The sequence below is a fragment of the Altererythrobacter sp. CAU 1644 genome (assembly GCF_029623755.1).
Classification (GTDB): Bacteria; Pseudomonadota; Alphaproteobacteria; order Sphingomonadales; family Sphingomonadaceae; genus Erythrobacter; species Erythrobacter arenosus.
Genome location: NZ_CP121106.1, coordinates 112,110 through 137,472, shown reverse-complemented (window position 1 = coordinate 137,472; position 25,363 = coordinate 112,110). Strand labels below are relative to the sequence as shown.

The window sequence follows — 25,363 nt, the reverse complement described above, 5'->3', positions numbered from 1 at the left end:
CAATTGAAATGAGTATAAGGTCCACGAAAAATCCCCTCTCAAATGCGTGGAAACACGCTCCGCGATCGCGGAGTTGTGTGCGGGTGGCTATAAGCGATGGAGAGGGGCTGACAAGGGGCGAAACAGCCAGATTTGGGCCCATCCACCGGATTTGCCGTTCAGTTTAGTGCTCGTAGCCCAGCTTGCCGCCCTGATCGGGGGGGCTCCCATCGAGCAGCAGGGGGGCGTCGCCCCGGCCTCGCGCGGTCCCGATCCGCACCGCCGGGACGGGTAGATCCGCGCCGGGAGGTGCCGTGAAGAGGAGCTGGTAATCATCGCCCCAGCGGATGCACTCATCGCGCCGCGTTGCGTCGGCAACCGGAATCCGATCACGTAGCAGGTCGAGGGTCAGAGAGCTGGCGGCAGCAAGCCGGGAAGCATCGAGCAACAAGCCGTCCGAGACGTCCATCATCGCGGTGGCGACAGGTGCCAGGGCGATCCCTTCGTCGAGCAAAGGGCGCGGGCGGCGATAGGCGGTGCTGTCCTCACCGGTGCCATCTCGCAGGGCCTCGAAACCCATCATCGCAGATCCAAGTACGCCCGTAACAAACACGGCATCGCCTGCTTGCGCGCCAGCCCGCGAGGGCACGGGCGTGTGTGTGGCTCGGCCGATCGCGGTCAGGCCGATGGTGCGCGAACCCTGTGATCGGATCGTGTCGCCACCGAGGAGGGCGACACCATATGTTTCGAGCACATCGCGCAGTCCGGCGAGGAAGCGATCGTCCTCGTCGCCGAGGCTATGTCCAAGCAACACGCCGACGGGCTCCGCGCCCTTGGCTGCGAGGTCCGACAGGTTCACCGCGACCAGCTTCCACGCCACGTCCGCCATGTCCTGTCCGGGCCGCCAATGCGTGCCCTCGGCTATCATGTCATGCGTGATGACCAGCGTTTCGCTGCCGAATTCGAGGATCGCGCAGTCGTCTTCGAGGTTGCGCGCCCCGGAATGGAGCGGCAGGTCGCGCAATCGCGCGATAAAATCGAGCTCGCCGCTCAGTTGCGCGCATCCTTGGCCACGGCATCGAGGATGCCGTTGACGAATTTCGCCTCGCGGTCGTCGAAGAAGGCCTTGGCGACATCGACATACTCATTGATTGCCGCCGCCGACGGGACATCGGCCCGGGCGAGCAGTTCGTAGGTCCCGCAGCGCAGGATCTGGAGCATGGTCTTGTCAAGCCGGACCAGCGTCCAACCTTCCGCCAGCTTGCCGCCCAGCAGGGCGTCGATCTCGTCGCGGCGAGCATCGACCCCGGCCACGACATCGTCGAAGAAATCGACTTCTGCCTCGGCGTACTGCTCGTCATCGATCTCCATGCCGAGGCGATGCTGGTGGAATTCGTTGAGCAAGCGGGCGAGGGCGGTGCCCTCCATCTGCTGCTGGTAGAGTGCCTGTACGGCGGCGAGGCGCGCAGCGGAACGGGCCTGGGAACGGGGGGCGGATGTCATTTCAATCTCAATTCTACGGATTTGGCATGCGCGGGCAGCCCTTCGGCATGCGCCAGTGCCACAGCGGCTGGCCCTATAGCGCCTAGCGCCGCCTCGTCCAGCGAGATGAAACTGGTGCGCTTCATGAAATCGAGCACCGAGAGCCCGCTGGCGAAGCGCGCACGGCGCCCTGTCGGCAGGACATGGTTGGGCCCCGCGACATAGTCGCCCACCGCCTCTGGCGTCATCCGGCCGAGGAAGACACTGCCCGCATGGCGGATCGCCTTCAGCAGTGGCTCGGGATCTGCCACCGCCAGTTCCACATGTTCGGCGGCCAGCTCGTTGGCGAGAGCGGGAGCTTCATCGAGACTGCCGACGACGATGATGGCGCCGTGTTCATCCCAGCTCGCCTTGGCGGTCTTTGAGGTGGCAAGTGTCGCCAACTGCAGGTCGATGCAATCCTCCACCAGCGCGCCAAACGTCGCATCGTCGGTGATCAGGATCGATTGCGAAGTCGGGTCGTGCTCTGCCTGGCTGAGCAGGTCGGCGGCGATCCACTCGGGATTGTTGTCCTTATCGGCAATAACCAGGATCTCGCTCGGCCCGGCAACCATGTCGATGCCGACGACGCCGTAAAGCTGGCGCTTGGCCTCGGCGACCCAGGCATTGCCGGGGCCGGTGATGACGTCGACCTTTTCGATCCGGTCGGTGCCATAGGCGAGGGCGGCCACCGCTTGGGCGCCCCCGACCCGCCAGATCTCGTCGATCCCAGCGATGTGCGCCGCGGCGAGCACGAGCGGATTGCTTTCGCCCTTGGGCGTCGGAGTGGTGACCACCAGACGTTCGACACCGGCGACCTTGGCGGGGATCGCATTCATCAGCAGCGAGGAAGGATACGCGGCCCGACCGCCCGGAACATAGAGGCCCGCCGCGTCGACAGGACGCCAGATCGCGCCCTGGCGAACGCCGGCAGCATCGGTGAAATCCCGATCGGGCGGCAATTGGGCCTCGTGGTAGGCGCGAATACGATCGGCGGCGAGTTCGAGTGCGCCGCGCAGTTCGCTATCGAGACCGTCGTAGGCATCCTTGCATCGTTCGGGCGTGATCACCCAATCATCATCGATCGTCAGCGCATGCCCATCGTAGCGCATCGAATATTCTTCGAGCGCCGCGTCGCCTCGGGCGCGAACTTCGCGCAAAATATCAGTGACTTGCAGCGCTACGTCCGCATCGCTTTCGCGCCGCGCATTGACGAGCTTGCGGAACTGGGCCGTGAAATTCTGATCGCTGGTCGAAAGCTGCTGCATCAGGCCGCCTCGCGTGACTCGGCTACGGCGCGAAAGGCCGAAACCAGTTCGCCGACGCGCGGATCGGTCTTGAGCGCGGCACGGTTGACGATCAGGCGCGCGGAAATCTCGAGGATGGTTTCGGTCTCTACGAGTCCATTCTCCTTCAGTGTGCGCCCGCTCTCGACAAGATCGACGATCCGCCGCGCCAGCCCCAGCGAAGGTGCCAGTTCCATCGCGCCATTGAGCTTGACGCATTCGGCCTGGATGCCCTGCCGCTCGAAGTGGCGGCGGGTGAGATTGGGGTATTTGGTCGCGACGCGCAGGTGGCTCGCATTGCCTTCTGTCCCTGCATCGCCTTTCATCATGGCGACCGAGAGGCGGCACCGCCCAAACTCGAGATCGATCGGCGCGTAAAGATCGGCATAATCGAATTCCTCGATCACGTCAGACCCGACGATGCCGATCTGCGCTGCGCCATGCGCGACGAAAGTGGCCACATCGAAGGCGCGGACGCGGATCAGCCGCATGTCTTCGCGGGTAGTGTCAAAGCTGAGCGAACGGTTGCTCTTGTCGTGGAACGCCGCTTCGGGCACGACGCCGGCACACGCCATCACCGGCAGCGCTTCATCGAGGATGCGCCCCTTGGGAATGGCGAATGTCAGCGGGCTGGCGACGTTGTTTTCCATTGCGCCGCGGCACTTAGGCAACGGGCGGCGAAAGGGCAATGCATATGGACGATACGGGCGGCAAGTCAGACTATCATCTGATCGACATGGCAACCAAGGGCGAGGGCGCGATCCACACCGCTTTCACCAACCAGGTGGCCTATTGCGATGCCAATGGCGCCCCGATCACGGCTCGTATCTGCTCGGCCATCCTCGCTGTGGTCGAAGGCGAGCGCAGCAATGCGCTGATCGAACGGATTCGAAGCTGGCAGGGCGCGCCGCTCGCCGACGCGCTGCCGCTGCGCGTGGCTGGTGGTATTCACGCGCTTCATCTCTCGGGGGATGCCCCGGAACTATCGCCGATCTATCGCGGCGTGCCGGTCGACGACGCGCGGATCGTCGAAGAGGTCATTTTCGGACACGAGGCGCAATTGCTATCGTGGCTCGATGGCCCGCCGCAGACCAATGAGGCCGGACGGTCGAGCAACTTCGCCGCGGCCATGCTGTGGCTGGCGGACCAGGGCCTGCCGCCGCGCTTCGAATGCCTCGAGATCGGGTCGAGTGCGGGGATCAACCTGATGATGGACCGCTATCACTACGATCTCGGCGGGGTCATGGTCGGGCCCGAGCCGGGGGCAATGCATTTCGCTCCGGACTGGCGGGGCGCTCCGCCGCCCAGACGTGACATCAAGATCCAGTCGACGCGCGGCTGCGATGTGGCTCCCGTTGACCTGACCGACCCTGCACAGGCGCTGCGGCTCAAGGCATATATCTGGCCCGAGCACACGATCCGTTTCGAGCGGATGGAGGCGGCCATTGTCGCTGCCAGCGAGCGCAAGCCTGACCTCGTGCGCGCCAACGCGGCGGATTTCGTCGAGGCGGAACTCGCCAAACCGCAGGAGAGCGGGACGACGCGGGTGCTGATGCACTCTATCGTCTGGCAATATGTGCCGGAGGACCAGCAGGAGCGCGTGACGGCAGCGATGGAAGCTGCTGGCGCACGCGCGACTGCCGAGCGGCCGCTTGCCTGGGTCGCGCTGGAGGCAAATCGCACCGTTCATCGCCACGAATTGCGGGTCAGGTACTGGCCGGGTGGCGAGGAGGGCACGTTGCTGGCACGCTCGCACGCGCATGGTGCCGATATCGATTGGCTGGCGGGCTAGGCCGTCTTGTCGAGGAAATCTTCGAGCGCTGAATTGAATGCCCCGGGCGCTTCCCACTGAACGAAATGCCCGCATTCGGGCACTGTGAACAGGTCAAGCTGTTCGATAACATCCTCCAGACCGTCGAGGTTCTCGGGCGGCAGGGCTTCGTCTGCCATTGCCCAGATCACCAGCGTCGGGATGGCGAGCCTAGGCAAAGGCACCTGTGTGTAGTCCGCCGGAATTTCGTAGGGCGCGTCGAGCGGAAGCACCTCCATCGGGCTGGCGCGATAGTAGTTGAGCATGCCGAAGGCGGCATCAGGATCGGACCAATCCTGCAACATCGCCGCAGCTTCGTCCTCGTCGATCTTCGTCATCACCTTACCCTCGAAGACCTTCATCAGCAGCGGGGCGAGGCCGTGCTCGCCGATCATCGGATCGTTGGCGGGATCGCGGAAGTCGCGGAAATACTGGCTCGCTTCGCGCTGCTGGCGGTTGGTGAAGAGCAATTTCGGAAACAGCACCGGGTGCGGCGCGTTGGCGATGACCGCACGCGGTACGCGCCCGTTCATCATGCCCATATAGGCCACGCCCCAGGCGATCGCGCCGCCCCAATCGTGGCCGACGATGGTGAATTTCTCGACGCCCAGTGCATCGGCGAGCAGAAAGACGTCGCCGATCAGCTTGTCGGGCGTGTAGGCTTCGACCTCCTGCGGTTTCGACGACCCGCGATACCCGCGCTGGTCGGGTGCAATGCAGCGGAACCGGTCGGAGAAATGCGCGATCTGGTTGCGCCAGGTGCGATGGCTTTCGGGAAAACCGTGAAGGAAAATGAGGACCGGTGCGTCGGGTGGCCCCTCATCGACGACATCGAGTTCAATGCCGTTCGCAAGCTTGACCCGTTGCTGCGTAAGCACGCTCACCCCTCGGCCTCCATCTTCTCGATATAGCCTGCCGCGACCATGGCGGCGACCTGGTCGAACAACTGGTCGGGCGTGCGCCGCATCTCGCCCATCGCCTGTTCCATCCCCTCGGCGACGATGATTTCGCGCTCGCCCGCAGCGATGGCATCGACCATCGTCTTGGCCGCGGCTTCGGGCGGGATGCCTTCATCGATTACCTTGTCGCTGCGCCCGCGCTTGTTGCCATCGGCTGTCAGCGCGTTTCGGCTGATATTGGTGGCGATCGAGCCGGGATAGATCACGTGGACCGACACACCCTTGTTGGAAAGCTCCGCACGCAAGGCATCGGCGTATCCGGCGAGCCCGAACTTGGCGGCGCAATAGGCCGTGCGCATCGGTACGCCGACCTTGCCCGCGATCGAGGAGATGAAGGCGAACGATCCTGAACCCCGTTCGACCATCGACCCGATCAGCCCCTGTGCAAAGGCGATCTGCGCGGTCAGGTCGATATCGATGATATCGCGATAGACCTGCATGTCGGTCTTGAGCGCCTGGCTGCGCTGCGACACGCCAGCATTGGCGACCGCCACGTCTACGCCCCCCTTCCATTGCAGCGCCTGGGAAGTCGCCTCTGCCAAGGCTGCATCGTCGCGCACATCGAACGGCAGGACCAGCGCCTCGGCGCAATCGGCGGCTACTTCGGAGAGGCGCGCTTCGTCGCGTCCCGACAGGATGACCGCCGCCCCGCGGCTCGCCCATTCGCGTGCCAGTGCAGCCCCGATGCCCGAAGAGGCGCCCGTAATCCAAACCGTCTTGCCTTGCACCAAACCATCTCCCTTGCCGGCGACACTTGCGGCTCAGACGCTACACACCACATGGGTGGGTGACGAGAGAGGAAATCCATGACCCGCAGTTTCAGTCCGGAAAACCCCGCCCATATCGGCATTCTCAAGCACAGCGGGGAGGGCGCATTGTTGTGCTATCGCACCGCGCTGCTCGCTGGGATCGAGCGGCTGGGAGCGCACAGCTATCCGACGCTGACCATGTCTGGGCGGGCGCTCGCCCACTCGACCGAGATGTGGGATGCGATGGACCTCGCTGGCTTGCGCGCGCTGTTTCACGAGGATTGCGAAGTGCTCGCCCGCGCTGGCGCCGACTTCGCCATCCTGCCGGACAACACCGCCCATATCGCGCTCGAATTCGCGGCCGACCCGCTGCCGCTACCGTTCCTGCATATCGGCGAAGTGGTAGCCGAGCACGCGAGCCAGCTCGGCTTCAAGAAGGTCGGTATCCTCGGCACCAATTGGACGATGGAAGGGCCGGTCTATCCGGGCGCGCTCGGTCGGCGCGGGATCGACTATGCCATTCCGGAACTGGAGATGCGCCAGCGTCTGCACAATCACATCATGGACGAGTTCTGTCAGGGTATCTTCACCGATGAGGCAGTGCGGGCGTACGAGCAGGCCGCGTCCGATCTCGCTGCAGCGGGCTGCGACGCGGTCGCTGCGGTTTGCACCGAAATTCCTATCATCCTGACCGACGAGAACTCGCCGGTGCCGGTGATCGACTCAACCCGGTTGCTGGCGCGGGAGGCGGTGGCCGTCGCGGTTGGCGATCGGGCGATGCCGCAATGGCGCGGCGGCCCGGTCGTTTAGGGGTAACTGACCGTCTTGGGCTGACCTTCGGGCAGCGGAATGCGCTCATCCTCATCGCCCGGCACCTTGGGAAAGCGACCGGCTTCCCAATCCTCGCGGGCCTGGCGAATCCGGTCGCGATCCGAGCTAACGAAGTTCCACCAGACGTGCCGTTTGGTGGCGAATGCCTCTCCGCCCAGCAGCATGACGCGGCCGCCCCGTTCTGAGGACAGCGTCATGTTGCGGCCCGGCGCCAGCACGGTCAGTTCGTACAGCCCCAGCGGCTGGCCATCGACGCTTGCCTCGCCGCCGACCAGCATCAGCGCGCGCTCGTCGGCGCTGATCTCGATCGGCAAGGCGCCCGATGCAGCGAGCAGGATCTCGGCATAGATCGTGTCGGCATGGGTCGTCGTGGCCGCGCGCTTGCCCCATAGTTCGCCCATCACGACGATCGCCTTGGCGCACTGGTCCTCGACCACGGGCAGGTCCTGCACGGCCTCGAACGCGGGATCGATTTCCTCGCGCCCGTCGGGCAGTGCCAGCCAGGTCTGCATGCCGTAGAGCCGCGGTCCTGCGTCGCGCTCCGCTTGCGGGCTACGCTCCGAATGGACGATGCCGCTGCCGGCCGTCATCAGGTTCACCTGCCCTGGCCGGATGGTCGAGAAGCTGCCCAAGCTATCGCGATGATCGATCGCGCCCTCGAATAGCCAGGTCACTGTCGCAAGATTGATGTGGGGATGGGGGCGAACGTCCATCGCCCTGCCGATGTCGAGCTGGGCCGGGCCGAACTGATCGACGAAGATGAACGGTCCCACCATCGTTCGCTCGCGCTTCGGCAGCGCCCGCCTCACCTCGAACTGGCCAAGATCGTGCGTGGTCGGGGTGATGGTCTGCTCGATCATGTCACTCTCCCGGCGCGCGCGCCCTGATGGCGAGTGCATGCACGCGCTGGCCCGGAATATCGCCGAGCGCGCGGATCACCATGCGTTGACGTTCCAGCCTGCTCTTGCCGGCGAAAAGATCGCTTTCGATAACCACCGTGAAGTGCGATTCGCCGCTGCCATCGTCGCCTGCGTGGCCGCGATGGTGCGAACTGTCATTGATCACCTCGAGATGGTCGGGAGAGAAATTCTCCGCCAGAATTGTCTCGATTTCCTCTGTGATGGCGCTTTTCATGCGAAACATCCTATTGGCTTTTTTCCGCCATGTCCCCACCTTTAAGCTCTATGCGCACGGCACGGTTCCATGGACGGTTCGAGGATTCGGAGAAGGTTTGCGAACACCCGACCTGCCACGAGCCGGGCGAATTCCGGGCACCGGGGTCGATGGGACACGGGTTTGACGGCCCGGGCGATTTTCGCTGGTTCTGCCTCGAACATGTGCGCGAGTTCAACGCTGGCTACGACTGGTTCGAAGGCATGAGCGCGGATGAGATCCTGGCCGCCCAATCGCCCGCTGCAGGATGGCGTACCGAGAGCCCGAGTTTCCGGCCGACCGCTGGTGTCGACGGCATGCCGCGCTGGGCTGATTTCGACGATCCGCTCGACGCGATTTCCGCCCGCGCCAACGGGATCAAGAGCCGCGCCCAGCGCGAAGCGACGATGGCGATGGACGGGCGCTTCAGCCGCGAGGAGGCGCGCGCGCTGGAGACGATGGGGCTGGGGCTCGAGACCGACCGGCGGCGGTTGCGGCGGCGCTATTCCGAGCTCGTCCGCCGCTACCACCCCGACCGCAACGGGGGCGATCGCAAATACGAAAAGCGCCTGACCAAGGTGGTCGAGGCCTATCAGTTGCTCAGAAAGTCGCGCGCGATCGGTTAGCTTCCTGCGACTGCCGCCTCGATTGCCGCAACGTCGATCTTGCCGATCTCCATCATGGCTTCGAATGCGCGGCGGGCTTCATCGCCGCTCGCCTGCTGCGACTCCAGCAGTGCGCGCGGAGTGATCTGCCAGTTGAAACCCCATTTGTCCTTGCACCACCCGCAGGCGCTTTCCTGCCCGCCATTGCCGACAATGGCGTTCCAGTAACGGTCGGTTTCCTCCTGATCTTCGGTCACGACCATAGAACTGACGCTTTCGTTCGGCTTGAACTTATCGCCGCCGTTGAGTCCGCCGAAGCTGCGGCCGAGCACGGTGAAATCGACCGTCAGTACATCGCCTTTCTTGCCGCTGGGGTAATCGGCAGGAGCGCGAAAGATGTCTCCCACCGAGCTATCGGGGAAAGTAGCGGCATAGAAGTGTGCGGCTTCTTCCGCGTCACCATCATACCACAGGACGGTTCGGAGCTTCGCCAGCTCAGGCATTTTGTGCCTCCGCGATGAGCGCCATGTCGATCGCCTTGGCTTCCTTGTAGCCATCGCGGCTCCGAAGCCTTTCGGCATAGGCGGTGAAAGTGCCGCGCTCCGGGATGCTGCCGAACTGCAGGCCCCAATCGACCTGGCTGCCGACATAGACGTCGGCCATGGTGAAGCGGTCGCCGCAGACGAAATTGCGGCCGGTCAGCATCTTATCGAGCGTGTCCATTGCCATGTCGTAGGTGCCGAACCCGGATGTCATGGCGCGTTCGGCTGGTACTTCCCAACCCATCGCCTTGCTCAGCACGGCCTGCTCGACCGGCCCCGCAGCAAAGAAGAGATAACGGAAATAGTCAGCCTTCTCATGCGCACCGGGCAGCAACCCGGCGTCTGGATTGGTTTCGGCGATGTAGTGGCAGATCGCCGCCGCCTCGGTCACAACATGGTCGTGATCGCCATGATGGTGGACGAGCGTCGGGACCTTGCCCAGGGGATTGGCCTTGAACAGACTTTCGGGCTTGTTCGCCCAATCGACGAGCACGGTATCGTAATCCGCTCCGGCCTCGTGCAACGCCCAGCGCGCGATCTGGCCACGGCTCATCGGATTGGTGAAGAATGTGAAGTCAGCCATCTATTCGCTCCCTTTGCGCGGCCCGACCAGGCCGAAACCAGCACCTTGCGGATCGATACCGGTGAACGAGAATTCCCCGCCCGGAATTTCGGTCGGCTCCTGCAGGGGCGTCCCGCCATTGGCCTTGGTATACTCGACCGCCGCATCGATATCGGGCACGCGGAAGTAAAATGTCCAGGCGCTCATCGGCATGCCGGGCATCAGGGGCATGACCGCGCCGATCATGTGGCCGCGGTCATCGCCGACCTTCCAGAATTCGTACTTGCCGAGGTCGCCCATATCCATGTCGCCATCCTGCACCCAGCCGAACTGCTTGCCGTAGAAGGCCTTCGCGGAGGCGGGGTCGGATGAAGCGAGTTCGTTCCACGCGCAGTGCCCCTCCATCGGCTCCATCGCGGCGAAGCTCCTGCTTTCCGCATCGGGCTGGCCTTCGGGTGGGATCGGGGTCATCACATAGAACATCGCGCCTTGCGGATCGGCGACAAATGCTATGCGTCCCACTCCCGGGATGTCCCAAGGCTCCATATGGAGGCTGCCCCCGGCCGCCTGGATCGCAGCCACGCTGGCATCGACATCTTGGACACCGACATAGCCGACCCACGCTGGCCTCGCGCCGCCATCGGTCATCTCGCTGGTAAGCGGCAACACGCCGCCGACGTCGGAGATGGCTGACGAAAAGTGCCGGTAGTCCGTGTCCGTCGCGTCGCTATTCGTGAATGTCCACCCGATCAGCCTGCTATAGAACTCTTGCGCCGCATCAGGCGCACTGGTCATCAGTTCATACCAGATGAAATCGCCATGCCGGTTGGCCATCGTCACTCTCCCTTGAGTTCAGTTACCGGTGCGAAGCCGCCGTAAATCAGGCGCTTCCCGTCAAACGGCATCGGGTTCTTCTCCTGATCCATCCGCGGATCGGAGAAATCGGGATCCATCATCTTCTTCATTCCCGCATCGCGGGTTGCCTTGTCGGGCCATTCGATCCAGCTGAACACAACCGTCTCATCGTTCTTGGCCTGCACCGCCTTGCGGAAATCGGTTTGCGTACCTTCGGGTACGTCGTCACCCCAGCATTCGAGCACGCGGGTCGCGCCGAAATCGATGAAGACGCTGTCAGCCGTCTTCGCATGGTCGATGAACTTCTGCCGGTTGGCGGTGGGAACTGCGATCACGAAACCATCTATATACATGGCTATTCTCCCAGTGAGTTGAGGGGCGCGCGACTCGGAACTTGCGAAAGATGCGCTTCTTGATTACTTAATGCAACAATGAAGTTACAAAAAGAAACCAAGCTTCACGGTCGCTGGTACAACGATGCCTGTGGCACCGCTTTCGGGCTCGAATTGCTGGGCGAGCGCTGGAGCATGCTGGTCGTGCGCGAGCTTATGCTCGGACCGAGGCGATTTTCCGACCTCCGCGCCAGCCTGCCCGGAATAAGCGCCAAGACGCTGACCGAGCGGCTGACCATGTTCGAAGAGGCAGGCATGCTGGTGCGGCGTCGGTTCGTTTCGCCCGTGCCGGTCCAGGCCTATGAGCTTACCGAATGGGGCTATCGCGCCGAGCCAGTCCTGCAGGAACTGGGCCGCTGGGCTGCCATGTCGCCGGGCCACGATCCTCTGCTGCCGCTGTCGCCGGTGTCCTTCATGCTGTCGCTGCGGACCATGTTCGATCCGGAGAAGGCCAAGGGGATAGAGGCGCGCATCGGATTTGACATTGGCGGAGAGACGTTCCTCGCCCGAATGAAGGATGGCGCGCTCCCGATCCGGCGGGATGATCTCGATGAAGCGCAGGCCGTGTTCGAAGTTCCGACCGCACCCGTGCTAGCAGGTTTGTTCTATGCAAATGTGCCGGTCGAAGAGCTGGAGCGCGAGGCAAGGCTGACCATCCGCGGCGATCGCAAGCTGGCCTTGCGCTTCGCGGACATCTTCGAACTGCCGGAAAAGCTCGGCTGACTATTGGCGGAATGCCCAGCGCAATGTCTTGCCCATGCCCCAGGTAGCGGCGCGGGCTGGCAGGGCAGCAAGGCCGGGACGCGACAGGCCGAGCATCGAGCGGGCAAATGATGGAAGGATTGCAACCGCCTCCGCCCCGAGCATGGCCTGGACTGCGGGCGGCGCGCCCTCCGGCCGCTGGGTCAGCACCAATTGTGCGACCTCGCGCGCTTCGGGCGAGGTGCGCAACTCAGTGCGCAATTCGCGAAACAGTGCTTCGGCTTCGTTGCGGCTCTCGGGCACCGGATCGGCCCCAAGTACGCGGGCAACCAGCGCGAACTGGCGATAATACTCGTCCTGCTCGTACCCGGGCATGTCGGGCCGGACGTGGCGCAAATAGGCGGCGAGGAAGCTGGTCGCCTCGGCGACATGGACGAAAGCCAACGTGCGCGGATCGGTGGCGGAATAGGAGGTGCCATCGGGCAAGGTGCCGCCGACCTTGGCGTGGATGCGGTTGACGCGCTCGATCGCAGCGCGCGCATCGTCGCGGTGCCCGAAAGTCGTCACGGCGATGAATCGCGCAGTGCGACGCAGCCGCCCGTGCATGTCACTGCGGAAGTTCGAATGATCGAGCACGCCTTGCAGCGCATGGGGGTGGAGCATCTGCAGCAGCAATCCGCGAATGCCGCCGACCATCATCGCGACGATATCGGCATGGACCATGCGGACTGGCGTGTTTCGTTCGAACAGCGCTTCGTCGGAAGGGGGGACCGGCTTTTGGCCGCTTTCGACATCGTTGAACACGCCGCGCACCTGCTCGACCAATTTGAGGCGCAGCGTTTCGATGGGATCAGCCATGCGCGCAATCTAGGGGCGCAAGGCTCCGCTTGCCAGTGGGCTGTTCAGTGGCGATGGAGCCGTGCCGCCAGCGTCGAGACGGCCTTGTCGAAAACGATCGGGTCGCCCGCCGCCTTGGCGACGAGTTGCGCACCCTGGAGTTGGGCGAGGATAGAGACGGCTTCTTCGGCAGGGTCGCCAGCGACCGCAATCGAACGATCGCGCCGCCCGGAGACCAAGACTTGCTCGATCCAGTCGCAGGTCATGCGGTTCGAGCGGTGCAGCATGGCGCGCATCTCTTCGGTCAGCACGCTGCCGTCAGCCGCCAATGCCGCGCACAGGCACATGCGTTCGCCGCCGTCGAGCGCGTCGCGGTACAGCTTGATGGCCGCGGTCAATGCCTGCGCACCGTTGCGGCTAGTCGCCAGGATATCCCCCAAGGTGATTGCCAGCCGGTCCGAATAGCGGTCGAGCACGGCGAGACCGAAGTCGGCCTTGGCCGGAAAGTGGTGATGGACGCTGGCCTTTCTGATTCCGGCAGCGGTCGCAAGATCGGCGTAGCTGAAACCGCCAAAGCCACGCTCGCGGATCAGCGCCTCACCAAGATTCAAGAGCTTATCTTGTGTGCCCATTGCTCTACCTTCTAGTAGGTTGACATGGTTTGCGCAAGCGCTATCTGTCACCTACCTAGTGGTAGGTATTAGCCATGAACCGCTTTCGAGGACCTGATGCGAGTTAATGCAGATTTCGACGCTCCCGTGGCCGAACGCACCGCTGCGATGGACTGGATCGCGTCACCGATGCCGGGGGTGGAGCGCAAGATGCTCGATCGGATCGGCGATGAAGTTGCCCGCGCCACTAGCATCGTTCGCTATGCGCCCGGCAGCCATTTCGCCGAACACACGCACAGCGGCGGCGAGGAATTCATCGTGCTCGAAGGCACCTTCCAGGACGAGCATGGCGACTATCCGGCAGGAACCTATGTTCGAAACCCCATCGGCACGCGTCACATTCCCCGGTCTGACGAGGGTTGCACGATCTTCGTGAAGCTGTGGCAGTTCGATGAGCGCGACCAGGAGCAGTTCGCCATCGATCTGAACCGGCAAGGATTGAAAGCCGTGACAGGGGTCGACGGTGTCAGCGCCGCGACCCTGTTCGACGGACCAAATGAAACCGTACGCCTCGAACTCTGGGCTGCGGGGGCGCAGAGAGGGCTGGTCGATCCCGGCGGTGTCGAACTCCTGATCCTCGAAGGGGTGGTCGAGTGGGAGGGACAGGCCTTCACTCGCCATGACTGGATTCGCATTCCGCGTGATCAGGCGGCGCCGTTTCTGGCCGGCCCCGATGGCGCCCGGGTTTGGATGAAATCCGGCCATCTGAGCCATGTCAGGGTTCCGGGTCCGTAAAGCTCGGTGAAAAATGTGCCAGCTTGCAACTAAGCAAGCGCTCCTTGCTTGCAGCACCCGCCGCAGGCGTATAGGCGTTCTGGCGATATGCAGAACCTGATGCAAAGTGACTACGATGGAACGGCGAATACGCTGTTCCCGGAACCCGATACGACGATCGACGTCCGCGATACGTTTGGCATCGATGTCGATTGGCAGGTACCCGCCTTCAGCTTGAAGGACGAGCGCGTGCCCGACCTGGACGAGGGTTACGTCTTCGATCCCGATACCACGCTGGCGATCCTCGCCGGGTTCGCGCACAACCGCCGGGTGATGGTGCAGGGCTATCACGGGACGGGCAAGTCGACCCATATCGAGCAGGTCGCTGCGCGCCTCAAATGGCCCAGCGTGCGCGTCAACCTCGATGCGCATATCAGCCGTATCGACCTGGTCGGGCGCGATGCCATCGTGCTGCGCGACGGTTTGCAGGTGACCGAGTTCAAGGAAGGCATCCTGCCGTGGGCGCTGCAGCATCCGGTCGCGCTGACCTTCGACGAATACGATGCCGGCCGTCCGGACGTTATGTTCGTTATCCAGCGCGTGCTCGAAGCGCAGGGCGCGCTGACGCTGCTCGACCAGAACAAGGTGATCACGCCGAACAAGTTTTTCCGCCTGTTCGCGACCTCCAACACGGTCGGTCTGGGTGACACTAGCGGGCTCTATCACGGCACGCAGGCGATCAACCAGGCACAGATGGACCGCTGGAGCATCGTGGTCGCGCTCAACTACCTCGAGGCCGAGGTCGAACAGGAAATCGTCAAGTCGAAGAGCCCCGAGACCGACAATGCGACCATTGCCAAGATGGTGCAGGTCGCCGACCTGACGCGACAGGGTTTCATGAACGGTGATATCTCGACCGTGATGAGCCCACGTACCGTGATGACCTGGGCGCAGAATGCCGAGATCTTCAAGTCGATCGGTTTCGCTTTCCGCCTCAGCTTCCTCAACAAATGCGACGAGGCCGAGCGCGTCCTGGTCAGCGAATATTACCAGCGGGTTTTCGGCGAAGACCTGCCTTCCGGATCGGCCAAGAAGCTTTCCTAGGTCCGCGGCGCGCGCCGTTCAGGCCTGAGAAATTTCTCGCCATTACTGTGTTAATAGGATAACACAGCAACGATGTTCGCCTGGCTCAAACCTTCACGCCGTCGCAACCGGACGGACCGCTTCGACGCGGGCGGCGGCGAGGGCGGGTTCTACTCGTTGCAGGAACCCTATGGGAATGCGTGGGACGATGATCGCGACGACGATTTCCCTGCGTCCAGCGCGCGTTCCCGCTTTGCCGAATGGGATGCGCGGCTCGGCAATATCGACCAGCAATTCGAGGCTGAGGAACGCCGCCGGTTGCCGTTCTGGCGCCCCGCCTATTGGCGCGGTCAGCGCAAGCGCTGGTGGGCGGTCCGTATCGTTGCCGGATTGATCGCACTTTTCATTCTCATTGTCGCGTGGCTGGCGCTCACCGCCCCGCTGTCGAAATCGCTGCAACCGATCGCCTCGCCGCAGGTCACGCTGCTCGCCAGCGACGGCACGCCCATCGCGCGCAGCGGCGCCATCGTCGAGGAACCGGTCGAGGTCGAAAGGCTGCCCGATCACGTCGTCGAGGCGTTTCTCGCGATCGAGGATCGCCGCTTCTACGATCACTGGGGCGTCGATCCGCGCGGCATGGCACGGGCGCTGTTCGCCAATGTATTCGGTGGCTCACGGCAGGGCGGCAGCACCATCACGCAGCAGCTCGCCAAATTCACCTTCCTGACCAGCGAACAGACGCTGACGCGCAAGGGGCGCGAAATGCTGATCGCTTTCTGGCTCGAGGCTTGGCTGACCAAGGACGAGATCTTGGAGCGCTATCTCTCGAACGCCTATTTCGGTGACAATCAGTATGGCCTCCGCGCAGCCAGCCTGCATTACTTCTATCGCCAGCCCGAAAAGCTCAAGCCCGAGCAGGCGGCGATGCTGGCGGGTTTGCTAAAGGCGCCTTCGCGGCTCGCCCCGACCAAGAACTTCGATCTTGCCGAGCAGCGGATGAAGCTGGTCGTCGGCGCAATGGTCGATGCCGGTTATTTGACCGAGGCCGAGGCTGCGCGCCTGCCGACGCCGCGGCTCGATGTCCGTGCCCGCAATACTGTGCCGACCGGGACCTATTTCGCCGACTGGGCCTTGCCGATCGTGCGACAGCAGATGGAGCGCGGCTATTCTAAGCAGACCGTGACCACGACGCTCGACGCGCGCCTGCAGAGAATCGCTAGCCGGGTGATCGCGCGCGCGCCGCTGGGCGAAGCGCAGGTCGCCCTGGTCGCCATGCGGCCGAATGGCGAGGTCGTGGCCATGGTGGGCGGCAAGGATTACGGCCAGTCGCCGTTCAACCGCGCGACCCAGGCGAAACGTCAGCCGGGCTCTACCTTCAAGCTGTTCACCTATCTCGCGGCGATCCGCGCCGGGATGGAGCCGGACGATCTGATTGAGAATACCGAGATCACCGAGGGAGGCTATCGCCCCAAGAATGCGAGGGGGCAGTATTCGCAGTCGATCACGCTTGAGGATGCGTTTGCCCGGTCGAGCAATGTCGCCGCGCTCCGGCTCTATTACCAGATCGGTGGCGACGCGGTGATCGATACCGCGCGCGACCTGGGCGTGACTTCGCCGCTTCCCGCAGGCGACCCGAGCCTGGCGCTTGGGACCTCGACCATGACCTTGCTGGAGCTTACAGCCGCCTACGCAGGCGTCGCCGGCAATGCTTTCCCGGTTGAACCGCATGCCTTCCCCAAGGATGAGCAGGATTGGTTCGAATGGCTGACCAGCGGCGAGAAATCGCTGTCGTCGCGCAAGCACAAGAACATGGAGGAGTTGCTGCGCGCTGCGATCAATCGCGGCACGGGTCGGGCGGCAACCCTCTCCGTACCCAACTTCGGCAAGACCGGGACGACGCAGGACAATCGCGACGCGCTGTTCGTCGGCTATGCGGGCGATCTGGTGGTCGGCGTGTGGATCGGCAATGACGACAATTCGCCGCTAAAGGGCATCAGCGGTGGCGGCTTGCCGGCCCGTATCTGGCGCGATTTCATGCGCGCGGCGCTGACGGGCGCGGACGGTCCGCTACCGGATGCGCGGCCCGATCCGGAAGGCCCGATCCAGCCGCTCGATGTGCCGGAACTGGAAGACATCCCATTCGGCCTCGACATTCGCAACGGACAGGTGGTCATTTCGGGCGAGGACGGGGGAATCCCGCTCGATATCGTGCTCGACGATAATGGCATTCGCATCGATCCCGAGCGGCTTGAGCGGATTATTGAGCGGCGCGCGGCCGAACGCGAGCGAACCGCCGACCAGCAGGAGGCCGAGCGCCAGCGCGCGCGCGATCTGGAAGAGGCCGCCCGCGAGCTCGAGCAGCAGCTGGAGGAGGCTAACCGCTAGCCTTCGCGGTCGGCCATCAGGATATTCATGATGGCGGTTGCAATCGGCCGGTCGCGGTCGTCCTGCCATGCCTCGACCGAGACATTGGCATTGCGGCGCCCCAGGCGCGTGATGCGGCCCTTGGCATAGGTCGTCTTCTGCTTTCCCGTACTCAGGAACTGGACCGTGATGTTGATTGGCTTGAGCTGCGGGTTGCGACCTTCGCGGTCAAGCGTCTTGCGCAACACGGCATAGCCTGCCGTCTCCAGCAGCCCGCTGGTCGCGCCGCCGTGGAAAGCGCCCGGCCGCCCTTCGATCTGCGCGCTGAAATCGACCGTCAGCACGGGGGTGCCATCCTCATCCCCGTGAATGGCGATGCCGAGGGATTGGGCGTAGGGCGTGAGAGCGGAGTTATTGTCAGACATTCCGCGGATCCCTCGTGATGGTCATGAATACCGCCGCCATGGTGGCGACCGGATCGGCGGGATCGCCATCGTGCGCGATACCCCTCACGAAGGCGGCGGAGCGGGTGGTGCGGTAGCATTCGGCCTTGCCGAAAACGCTGCTGCGTTCGCGCGCGGCGCGCTGGTAGTCGACGCGCAGATCGAGCGTCGCGACCGGAACGAATTTCTTCGTCGCGGTCCAGATACTCATCCCCGAAGCCATGTCGAGCAGGCTGATGATCGGGCCCGAGGCGAGCACATGCCGTTCTTCTTCCCCCAGCAGGTCCTCGCGCCAGGGAAGTTCGAGCTCGACCCAGTCATTGCCATGGGCGTGATAGCGCATGCCGAGCCAGCCGGGGTGGCCGTGCTGGAAGAAGAAACTCGACGATACGGCGGGATCGAAAGGAGGGAGCTCTTGAGCCATGGGGACCCTCTGCAAAGGGCCGCACTTTATTACAATGATTTAATTTTTGCTGGAGGCCTCCGGAGGCCATCCGTTGCCGCGGCGTCGCAACCGGGCGGCGCATGATCACACGGAGACGAATAGATGGACCTACCCATGATCGAGCTTGCCTCGCTTCCCGCGCTCGAGACCACCACTGCTCTTTTCGGCAGCCTCAAGGCCGCCAGCGCCGGGGTCGATGACACGGTCGTCGCGATCATGGTCTATGTCTATGAAGTGACCCGTCCGGCTCCTTGAGAATTGCCGAGAATGAAGGTCGATGAGAAGATAGTGGCGCTGCGGGGTGATCGAACCTTGCAGCACCGCGGCGCACAGCGGATGGAATCCGCCCGCGCTCAATGGCTAGCTGGGGAACTCTCGCCACTGATCGAGGCAGAGATCGGGCGCCTGGCCTCGGGCGAAGCGATGGAACAGCTCCCGCATCTGCGCCGCTTGCTGGGAGAATACGAGACTGCGTCGGGTTTTGTAGAAGGCTTTCTGGCGAGCTTCGTGGACGGGTTGCGCGATGAACCGCTCGGCCTGGTGCCCTGTTCGCATAGTTGTCACGACGGCCTTACCATCGTGCGGCTTTTCAGCCACGGCGGCGTCGACCTGTCGCTGATAGCCTACGCCAATCGGCGCGAAGGCGACCCTCCGACCAGCACAATCTTCGCCGATCGCTGGGTGCGAGAGATCGTGATCGCCGGGAAGGGCACGGCGTTGCTCCATCGCCTTGGGCAGAGTTCCAGCGGTGATTGCTCCATTTCGAGCCGCACGATCCGGCTGGGGCCGGGTAGCAAGTTGGACTTGCCGGACCATCGTTCGAGCCGACAGATTGTCGGGGCGGAAGGAGGGCTGGTGGTGCTGCAATTGTCATGTACGCCGGATTGGCCGCGCCCCACACGCGAACACTGCCTGGCCGATGGGCGCATGCTGCGGCAGGCTTGCGGATCGAAAGCGGTCAGCCAGCAGGAAATTGCGCTGGCCGTACTCGGGGCGCTCAAGCGCAAGGATGCGGTGCCCGCCATGGCTGCCCTGGCGGTCGAAGGGCCGCCTCATCTGCGCTGGGAGGCGATCCGCCACACGATCGCGCTCGAGCCCCTGGCGGGCGTTCGCGCGCTGACCGTGACTGCGGCACGGGAAGGCGACGAACTCGCATTGCCCGCCGCGCAATTGCGGGCGCAGTTGTTCGCCGCCTATCCCCAATTGGCCGAAGTGGATACCAATGCATGCCGCGCGTGATCGAGATCCCGGGCAGCGAAACCTGCAGCCTTGAAGATGCGGTGGAAGGAATCGCTGCGCTCGAATTCAACCCGTCGTGCGAGGAGCGGCTCGCGAAGACCGCCGCATGGCTGCGCAAGCTCAACAACAACCGCCACTTCCTCGGCGACCTCATGATCGAGCGGATCAAACCCCAGTCGCGCGAGACAGACATCGAGAGCGGCTACGGCCCGCAGGCGATCCTCCTCAGCCCCAACCGCGGCGATGTGTTCCTGCGCGCCAATGTCTGGCCATCGCCGCAGGACCATTGCTTCCAGGCGAGCGGCGCCGAGAGCTTTGTCTACGGCGTCCCGCACGATCACAACTTCTCCTTCCTGACCTCTGGATATCTCGGCCCGGGCTACCGCAGCGATTACTACGAGTACGATTATCGGGCGGTCGCGGGATATCCGGGTGAGCGGGCCGGGCTGCGCTTCATCGAGCGCTCGGCATTGGCCGAGGCCAAGATCCAGCTCTACCGCGCGCATGTCGACATTCACAGCCAGATCCCGCCCGAAAGCCTGTCGGTCTCGCTCAACGTGATGCATGCTGATCCGGCGCAATTGTGGTTCGACCAATATGGCTTCGACCTCGAGCAAGGGACGATCACCCGTGTGCTGAGCCCCAATTCGACCGAGGCGTTCCTGCGCGTGGCAGTGGCCACCCGCCATGCGGGCGCGCTCGACCTGGCCGAGCAGTTCGGTTGCTACCACCCGAGCGAACGGCTCCGCCTGGCGAGCTTCGAGGCGCGCGCGGAGCTGAGCGAGGATGCGGATCAGCGCGACTTGCTGTGGCGCGAAGCCGAATTGTCAGGCAGCCGCATGTTGGCCACCATCGCGCGGCGCAAGCGCGCCGAACTCGCAGGCTAGAAAGCGCTGCCCGCGAGCGCGTCGATCGCGCCTTGCAGGATCACCGCTGCGGCATGGCTGTCGATCTTCTCGGCGCGCTTGGCGCGGCTCATGTCCTGCCCGATCATCGCCGCTTCCGCGCTGTGGGTCGACCAACGCTCATCCCACAGCAGCACGGGCAGGGCGAATGCCTCGACCACATTGCGGGCGAAAGCACGGCTTGCCTGCGCGCGCGGCCCCTCGGTGCCGTCCATATTGCGGGGCAGGCCGATCACCACGCCTTTGACAGCGCGACTCTCGACGATCTCGCGCAGAGCCTCGCGATCGCGGCCCCATTTGCCGCGGCCCAGCGTCTTGCCGGCGGTGGCGAAGCGCCAGCCCGCATCGCAGGTCGCAACGCCGATGGTCTTGGTCCCCGGATCGAGGCCGAGCAGGACGCCGCCATCGGGCAGCGCCTCTTCGAACTCGCGCGCGCTGGTGGTGATCATGGCGCCGGCGAAGGCTTCGCCTGATTCGGACGCGCCTGCTGCCACGCACTCACCCGGGTCGCGACATCCTGCTGCACATTGGCCCAGAACAGCGGGATATCGTAGACGTGGTAGTTGTTGCCCGGCAAGACATAGCTGCCCATCTCGGGCGGGTCGCCGATCAGCAGCAGCCCGCGATCGTCGCAGCGAGCAGGGACCGATCCGCGGACGAGGTCACCATTGGCCAGATCGCCATCGGGTACCAATGTGCCGAGGTTCACCGCTGCTTCCGCTTCGCCGCCGACCCGGCCGGTGAGCGGGTTGGTGCAGAGAATCTGGCTGTTCCCGCGCAATTCGCCGTCGAAACCCTTGGACGAGGAATAGGTATCGAGCACGTCCGTGGGATCGGCAGGTTCGGCAAAGGTCGACCAGCTCAACAGGCAACCGGTCTGATTGGCTGCCGCACAGGCCGGAAGGCCCAGTGCCGGGAGATCGTGCTCGACCGAGACCGGCCAGCCGACCACATAGGCGGCCACGATACGCGGCGCGGTTGCGCTGCCGTTCACCTCTTCGAGCAACAGCCGCAGGAGGTGAAGCGATCCCTGGCTATGTCCGGCCAGCACGATCGGCGTGTCCTCGTCCACCGCGGTCAGGAAGAAAGCGAAGGCCTGCTTGACGTCGGCATAGGCCGCATCGAGCGCCTTTTGCCCCTCCGGCTTGTCGGTCAGGAATGCGCCCATCGTCGCCTGGCGATATTTGGGCGCCCAGATTTCGCTCGCCTGGTTGAACGGGCTGGCGAGGCCGCGCAGGTAAAGCCGCGCGCGGTCCTCTGCTTCGGTGCTGCCGATGGGGGCGTTCCAGTTGGACCGATCGAGGAAACTCGTCGGGTGAATGAAGAACACGGCAAAGTTGCCGGGCTTAGGGTCGGCGGGCTGCGGCAGGCTGCGGCCTTCATCGCGATACGCCGGTTGCCAGCGGGCCGGGTCGTCGAGCCCGATGCCGGGGCGCGAGTACCACAGCTCAGGGTCCTGGTAGGCATTGGCCTCGAGCGGCGTTTGCTCGGCGAAGTCGGTGGTCGGGACAAAGGCTATCGCGGTCAGTTCCTTCGACCAGATCCGCAGCACGATCAGCCCGGCGATGACCAGGACGATCATGATCGCCACAAAGTAGAGGAATTTACGCGCCATGCTTGGCCTTCTCCATCGAACTGTCACTTTCGTCGAAACGCGCCGCGCGGCGCTCGAGTCCGACCTTGATCATCGCCAGCAGCGGGTCGGCCAGCGCGAGGCCGAGGATGCCGAACAGCACCCCGAAGATGAGCTGCGCTGAAAGGACGAGGGCAGGGGCAAGATCGACCGTCTTCTTCGCGATCAACGGGATCAGCACATAACCGTCGAAGTTCTGCACCAGGAAGTAGACGAAGATCGTATAGAGACCCATCTCGGTCCCGCCCGAGAAGCCGACCAAGACCATCAGGACACCGGAGATCAGGGCGCCAATATTGGGGATGAAAGCGAGCAGGCCGGTAAGCAAGCCCAGCAGCGCGGCCATCGGCACACCGTAGATAGCGAGCAGCGCCCAGGTGAAGATCGCTTCGGCCACCATGCCCAGCAGGCGGCCCGCCAGCAGGCGGCGCATCGTGTAGGCCTGGTGGCTGATCGTGTCGCTGAAGGCGTCGCGATATTCCTCCGGCACCATCCATGCGACGCCGCGTTCGTAGAGACGGGGGTCGATCGCGAAATAGATGCCGATGATGACGATCAGCAGAAGCGTCGTCAGCCCGCCGAAGATGCCTCCGATCGCCTTGGTGACGGTTCCTACGCCGCTGGTCAGCGATCCGGCCAGGCTGCGGAGGTCGACGGTGTCGATCGCAATGCCCTGCGTCCGCAGCCATCCGAAGAACTGCGCCAGCTGCTGCTGGATGAGTTCGGGGAACTGCGCCGCTTCCTTGGAGATCGTCGAGCCGGCGAACATCACCAGCCAGGCGAGGAAACCGGTGGCAAGGATGAGCACGATGGCGACGCGCCAGTTTCTTCCGATCGGCAAGGCGCGCCCGAGCAGCCTCGCGCCCCCGTCGATCATGGCGGCGAAAACCATCGCCCCGAATATCACCAGGAGCGACTGCGCGAGGTAGATGGCAAGAACCGCCAGGCCGATAACGATCGCCCAGATCGCCGCACGACCGGCCTCGCGCCGCAGGTGCGCATCACCGATGCGCGTCGGGCTGGCGCCCATCCTTGTATCGTCGGACTTGTTACTCTCGCTCATTGGAGGCGCCCCCTTCGGCAATTGCCGGGCGCAGAGTGGTCCAGGCGCGATCTCCGCGCAAGCTTGTAAACCAACTCACGGGGTTCCATGTGGTTGATCCGTCGAGGGAAAAGGTGATGAACTCGGCGCGGCCGCCGATGTTTTCGAGCGGAACCGGGCCGCCAAGCCCCTTCTCGAGAATCGACGCGCGGCTATCGGCCGAATGGTCGCGATTGTCGCCCATCACGAAGACGCTGCCTTCGGGAACGGTGATCTCGTCCATCTCGTCGAGATATTGCTCCATGTGATCGATGACGAGGTAAGTCGCGCCATTGGGGAGCGTCTCGCGGAAGGTCGGCGGTTCGTAGAACTGATCCCCGTTGGCTTCGCGCACCCGGTAGTCCTCGAATGCATTGAGGCACTGGAGGAAATTGCACTGCAGATAGGGCTCGTAGGGGATCCGCACCGGCGGCACGACTTCCTGCCTCACCGGCGTGCCATTGAGGATGATCTGGCCGCCCCTGATGGCGATCCGGTCACCCGGCAGTGCGACCACGCGCTTGATATAGTCCTCGTCACGAACCGGATGGACCGGGATCACAATGTCGCCGTATTCGGGCGTATCGGGCGCGATCCGCCAGTCGGATCGGCTCAGCATGTGAAAGCTGACCGAGGCCCAGGACCAGCCGTAGGGGTATTTGCTCACCACCAGCCGGTCGCCGACATAGAGCGTCGGCATCATCGAGGTCGACGGAATGTAGAACGGCTTGGCCACCAGGCTGTGGAAGGCGAGGACGGCGAACAGCATGAGGCCAAGGCCGCGCAGCTCGGCCAGCCAGTTGACCTTCTCTTTGTCTTTTTTCGAAGTCTGCTTCACGCGTTGGTAGCCGCTCATGCTGGTCATAGGGGGCGAGCCTCAATGATAATGTAGGCCTGTGCCCATGGGTGGTCGTCGGTGAGGGTGAGATGAATGAGCGCCTCATGGCCGTGCGGCGTCAATTCCGCAAGCCGCATTGCCGCGCCGCCTGCGAGATCGAGCGTCGGTGCGCCCGACGGAGCGTTCACCACCCCGATATCTTTCATGAAGACGCCGCGCCGGAAACCGGTGCCGACGGCCTTGCTGAAAGCCTCCTTCGCCGCGAACCGCTTGGCATAGGTCCCGGCGATGGTGAACGGGCGCCTGCGCGCCTTGGCAATCTCGATCTCGGTGAAGACGCGCTGCTCGAAGCGCTCGCCGAAACGGTCGAGCGAATTCTGGATCCGCTCGATATTGCACAGGTCGGAGCCGAGTCCGATGATCATGCCCGGGCCTCATCCATCAGGTCGCGCATCCGTCGCACCGCGTTTTCAAGCCCCACGAAGACTGCCTCGCCGATCAGGTAGTGCCCGATGTTGAGTTCCGCCAATTCAGGGATGGCGGCAATCGGCGCCACGTTTTCATAGGTGAGCCCGTGACCGGCATGGGGCTCGATCCCCAGTTCGACCGCCATCCGGGCCATGCTCGCGATCCTCTCGCGCTCGCGCTCCATCCGCTCGCCATCGCCGTCGAGACCGGCGTGGGCGTATTCGCCCGTGTGGAACTCGACCACGGGGGCGGAAAGGCGCTGTGCCGCTTCGAGCTGACGTTCGGTTGCCTCTATGAACAGGCTGACGCGGATCCCCTCGTCCCCGAGGCGGGTGACGATGGGCGCCAGCTGGTTGTGCAGCCCGGCGGCATCGAGGCCGCCCTCGGTGGTGCGCTCCTCGCGCTTCTCGGGCACGATGCAGGCGGCATGTGGCTTGTGGCGCAGCGCGATCGCCAGCATCTCCTCGGTCGCTGCCATCTCGAGATTGAGCGGCAGATCGGTCGCCTGCTGGATTCGTGCGAGGTCCTCGTCGCGGATATGCCGACGGTCTTCGCGCAGGTGCGCGGTAATGCCGTCGCCGCCGACCGAGGCCACGATTTCGGCAGCGCGCACCGGATCGGGATGGTCGCCCCCGCGCGCGTTGCGGATGGTGGCAACGTGGTCGATATTGACCCCGAGACGCAGCCTTGAAGCCAT

Annotated in this window: 32 protein-coding genes; 10 read left to right on the top strand and 22 right to left on the bottom strand. The window is 63.9% G+C overall.

The window, feature by feature from the left end:
* Window positions 1-163: 163 nt before the first annotated feature.
* The 4 genes from thiL to hisG are packed head-to-tail and all read right to left on the bottom strand — an operon-like array spanning window position 164 to window position 3,436.
* On the bottom strand, window positions 164-1,033 hold the full coding sequence (gene thiL / locus P7228_RS00755) for a thiamine-phosphate kinase (protein WP_278017681.1): 870 nt from the start codon (window positions 1,031-1,033) through the stop codon (window positions 164-166).
* Window positions 1,030-1,482, bottom strand: coding sequence for a transcription antitermination factor NusB (gene nusB, locus P7228_RS00750; RefSeq protein ID WP_278016318.1), 453 nt, complete (start codon window positions 1,480-1,482; stop codon window positions 1,030-1,032). Before nusB ends, thiL begins: the two co-directional genes overlap by 4 nt.
* The gene (gene hisD, locus P7228_RS00745) at window positions 1,479-2,768 is read right to left on the bottom strand and encodes a histidinol dehydrogenase (RefSeq protein WP_278016317.1); all 1,290 of its coding nucleotides are present in this window, start codon (window positions 2,766-2,768) and stop codon (window positions 1,479-1,481) included. The genes nusB and hisD overlap by 4 nt, the downstream gene beginning before the upstream one ends.
* On the bottom strand, window positions 2,768-3,436 hold the full coding sequence (gene hisG, locus P7228_RS00740; RefSeq protein ID WP_278016316.1) for an ATP phosphoribosyltransferase: 669 nt from the start codon (window positions 3,434-3,436) through the stop codon (window positions 2,768-2,770). The genes hisD and hisG overlap by 1 nt, the downstream gene beginning before the upstream one ends.
* 44 nt (window positions 3,437-3,480) lie before the next feature.
* Here hisG and P7228_RS00735 point away from each other — a divergent pair, with 44 nt between their 5' ends.
* Window positions 3,481-4,578, top strand: a complete 1,098-nt coding sequence (locus P7228_RS00735) for a DUF2332 domain-containing protein (RefSeq protein WP_278016315.1) — start codon at window positions 3,481-3,483, stop codon at window positions 4,576-4,578.
* Here the strand turns inward: P7228_RS00735 and P7228_RS00730 are convergent.
* Both P7228_RS00730 and P7228_RS00725 read right to left on the bottom strand, forming a co-directional pair.
* Entirely contained in the window at window positions 4,575-5,474 is a 900-nt protein-coding gene (locus tag P7228_RS00730) for an alpha/beta fold hydrolase (RefSeq protein ID WP_278017680.1), read from the bottom strand. The genes P7228_RS00735 and P7228_RS00730 overlap by 4 nt on opposite strands.
* Before the next feature lie 2 nt (window positions 5,475-5,476).
* Complete coding sequence (locus P7228_RS00725; RefSeq protein WP_278016314.1) at window positions 5,477-6,283, bottom strand: SDR family NAD(P)-dependent oxidoreductase; 807 nt, start codon at window positions 6,281-6,283, stop codon at window positions 5,477-5,479.
* Window positions 6,284-6,361: 78 nt separating this feature from the next.
* Here P7228_RS00725 and P7228_RS00720 point away from each other — a divergent pair, with 78 nt between their 5' ends.
* On the top strand, window positions 6,362-7,114 hold the full coding sequence (locus P7228_RS00720) for an aspartate/glutamate racemase family protein (RefSeq protein ID WP_278016313.1): 753 nt from the start codon (window positions 6,362-6,364) through the stop codon (window positions 7,112-7,114).
* On the opposite strand, the gene P7228_RS00715 is transcribed toward P7228_RS00720, so the two are convergent.
* Window positions 7,111-7,995 (bottom strand): pirin family protein, encoded by an 885-nt coding sequence (locus tag P7228_RS00715; protein WP_278016312.1) that lies wholly within the window; start codon window positions 7,993-7,995, stop codon window positions 7,111-7,113. The two genes, P7228_RS00720 and P7228_RS00715, sit on opposite strands and share 4 nt — an antisense overlap.
* Window position 7,996: 1 nt before the next feature.
* Entirely contained in the window at window positions 7,997-8,269 is a 273-nt protein-coding gene (locus tag P7228_RS00710; protein ID WP_278016311.1) for a BolA family protein, read from the bottom strand.
* A gap of 50 nt (window positions 8,270-8,319) precedes the next feature.
* Here P7228_RS00710 and P7228_RS00705 point away from each other — a divergent pair, with 50 nt between their 5' ends.
* The gene (locus P7228_RS00705) at window positions 8,320-8,913 is read left to right on the top strand and encodes a J domain-containing protein (RefSeq protein WP_278016310.1); all 594 of its coding nucleotides are present in this window, start codon (window positions 8,320-8,322) and stop codon (window positions 8,911-8,913) included.
* Here P7228_RS00705 and P7228_RS00700 read toward each other — a convergent pair.
* Genes P7228_RS00700 through P7228_RS00685 form a run of 4 tightly spaced genes read right to left on the bottom strand, consistent with a single transcriptional unit; the run spans window position 8,910 to window position 11,204 of the window.
* Complete coding sequence (locus P7228_RS00700) at window positions 8,910-9,395, bottom strand: VOC family protein (protein ID WP_278016309.1); 486 nt, start codon at window positions 9,393-9,395, stop codon at window positions 8,910-8,912. The genes P7228_RS00705 and P7228_RS00700 overlap by 4 nt on opposite strands.
* Entirely contained in the window at window positions 9,388-10,017 is a 630-nt protein-coding gene (locus P7228_RS00695; RefSeq protein WP_278016308.1) for a glutathione S-transferase family protein, read from the bottom strand. Before P7228_RS00695 ends, P7228_RS00700 begins: the two co-directional genes overlap by 8 nt.
* Window positions 10,018-10,830 (bottom strand): VOC family protein, encoded by an 813-nt coding sequence (locus tag P7228_RS00690; RefSeq protein ID WP_278016307.1) that lies wholly within the window; start codon window positions 10,828-10,830, stop codon window positions 10,018-10,020.
* A gap of 2 nt (window positions 10,831-10,832) precedes the next feature.
* Complete coding sequence (locus P7228_RS00685) at window positions 10,833-11,204, bottom strand: DUF1428 domain-containing protein (RefSeq protein ID WP_278016306.1); 372 nt, start codon at window positions 11,202-11,204, stop codon at window positions 10,833-10,835.
* Between the two features lie 78 nt (window positions 11,205-11,282).
* Between P7228_RS00685 and P7228_RS00680 the strand changes: the two genes are divergently transcribed.
* The gene (locus P7228_RS00680) at window positions 11,283-11,966 is read left to right on the top strand and encodes a winged helix-turn-helix transcriptional regulator (RefSeq protein WP_278016305.1); all 684 of its coding nucleotides are present in this window, start codon (window positions 11,283-11,285) and stop codon (window positions 11,964-11,966) included.
* On the opposite strand, the gene P7228_RS00675 is transcribed toward P7228_RS00680, so the two are convergent.
* Window positions 11,967-12,803, bottom strand: a complete 837-nt coding sequence (locus tag P7228_RS00675; protein ID WP_278016304.1) for an oxygenase MpaB family protein — start codon at window positions 12,801-12,803, stop codon at window positions 11,967-11,969.
* 44 nt (window positions 12,804-12,847) lie between these two features.
* A complete protein-coding gene (locus P7228_RS00670; RefSeq protein ID WP_278016303.1) occupies window positions 12,848-13,414 on the bottom strand; it encodes a TetR/AcrR family transcriptional regulator in 567 nt (188 codons plus the stop codon).
* A gap of 96 nt (window positions 13,415-13,510) precedes the next feature.
* On the opposite strand from P7228_RS00670, the gene P7228_RS00665 reads away from it, so the two are divergent.
* From P7228_RS00665 to P7228_RS00655, 3 genes are all read left to right on the top strand, one after another.
* Window positions 13,511-14,188 (top strand): cupin domain-containing protein, encoded by a 678-nt coding sequence (locus P7228_RS00665; RefSeq protein WP_278016302.1) that lies wholly within the window; start codon window positions 13,511-13,513, stop codon window positions 14,186-14,188.
* Window positions 14,189-14,287: 99 nt separating this feature from the next.
* Complete coding sequence (locus P7228_RS00660; RefSeq protein ID WP_278016301.1) at window positions 14,288-15,271, top strand: AAA family ATPase; 984 nt, start codon at window positions 14,288-14,290, stop codon at window positions 15,269-15,271.
* 72 nt (window positions 15,272-15,343) lie between these two features.
* Window positions 15,344-17,635: a transglycosylase domain-containing protein gene (locus P7228_RS00655; protein ID WP_278016300.1), complete on the top strand. Its 2,292-nt coding sequence runs from the start codon at window positions 15,344-15,346 to the stop codon at window positions 17,633-17,635.
* Here P7228_RS00655 and P7228_RS00650 read toward each other — a convergent pair.
* Together P7228_RS00650 and P7228_RS00645 are read right to left on the bottom strand one after the other, a co-directional pair.
* On the bottom strand, window positions 17,632-18,039 hold the full coding sequence (locus tag P7228_RS00650) for a PaaI family thioesterase (RefSeq protein WP_278016299.1): 408 nt from the start codon (window positions 18,037-18,039) through the stop codon (window positions 17,632-17,634). The two genes, P7228_RS00655 and P7228_RS00650, sit on opposite strands and share 4 nt — an antisense overlap.
* On the bottom strand, window positions 18,032-18,481 hold the full coding sequence (locus tag P7228_RS00645) for a PaaI family thioesterase (RefSeq protein WP_278016298.1): 450 nt from the start codon (window positions 18,479-18,481) through the stop codon (window positions 18,032-18,034). The genes P7228_RS00650 and P7228_RS00645 overlap by 8 nt, the downstream gene beginning before the upstream one ends.
* 123 nt (window positions 18,482-18,604) lie before the next feature.
* Between P7228_RS00645 and P7228_RS00640 the strand changes: the two genes are divergently transcribed.
* Genes P7228_RS00640 through P7228_RS00630 form a run of 3 tightly spaced genes read left to right on the top strand, consistent with a single transcriptional unit; the run spans window position 18,605 to window position 20,628 of the window.
* Window positions 18,605-18,757, top strand: coding sequence for a hypothetical protein (locus tag P7228_RS00640; protein ID WP_278016297.1), 153 nt, complete (start codon window positions 18,605-18,607; stop codon window positions 18,755-18,757).
* A 12-nt stretch (window positions 18,758-18,769) separates the two neighbouring features.
* Complete coding sequence (locus tag P7228_RS00635; RefSeq protein WP_278016296.1) at window positions 18,770-19,741, top strand: hypothetical protein; 972 nt, start codon at window positions 18,770-18,772, stop codon at window positions 19,739-19,741.
* The gene (locus tag P7228_RS00630) at window positions 19,729-20,628 is read left to right on the top strand and encodes a transposase (RefSeq protein ID WP_278016295.1); all 900 of its coding nucleotides are present in this window, start codon (window positions 19,729-19,731) and stop codon (window positions 20,626-20,628) included. Before P7228_RS00635 ends, P7228_RS00630 begins: the two co-directional genes overlap by 13 nt.
* Here P7228_RS00630 and ruvX read toward each other — a convergent pair.
* From ruvX to P7228_RS00600, 6 genes are read right to left on the bottom strand one after another with little or no spacing between them, the layout of a single operon-like run.
* A complete protein-coding gene (gene ruvX, locus P7228_RS00625; protein ID WP_278016294.1) occupies window positions 20,625-21,095 on the bottom strand; it encodes a Holliday junction resolvase RuvX in 471 nt (156 codons plus the stop codon). The genes P7228_RS00630 and ruvX overlap by 4 nt on opposite strands.
* Entirely contained in the window at window positions 21,092-22,261 is a 1,170-nt protein-coding gene (locus P7228_RS00620; protein ID WP_278016293.1) for a DUF3089 domain-containing protein, read from the bottom strand. The genes ruvX and P7228_RS00620 overlap by 4 nt, the downstream gene beginning before the upstream one ends.
* A complete protein-coding gene (locus P7228_RS00615; RefSeq protein ID WP_278016292.1) occupies window positions 22,251-23,342 on the bottom strand; it encodes an AI-2E family transporter in 1,092 nt (363 codons plus the stop codon). Before P7228_RS00615 ends, P7228_RS00620 begins: the two co-directional genes overlap by 11 nt.
* On the bottom strand, window positions 23,329-24,225 hold the full coding sequence (gene lepB / locus P7228_RS00610; RefSeq protein WP_278016291.1) for a signal peptidase I: 897 nt from the start codon (window positions 24,223-24,225) through the stop codon (window positions 23,329-23,331). Before lepB ends, P7228_RS00615 begins: the two co-directional genes overlap by 14 nt.
* Window positions 24,222-24,623: a holo-ACP synthase gene (gene acpS, locus P7228_RS00605; RefSeq protein ID WP_278016290.1), complete on the bottom strand. Its 402-nt coding sequence runs from the start codon at window positions 24,621-24,623 to the stop codon at window positions 24,222-24,224. The genes lepB and acpS overlap by 4 nt, the downstream gene beginning before the upstream one ends.
* Entirely contained in the window at window positions 24,620-25,363 is a 744-nt protein-coding gene (locus P7228_RS00600; protein ID WP_278016289.1) for a pyridoxine 5'-phosphate synthase, read from the bottom strand. Before P7228_RS00600 ends, acpS begins: the two co-directional genes overlap by 4 nt.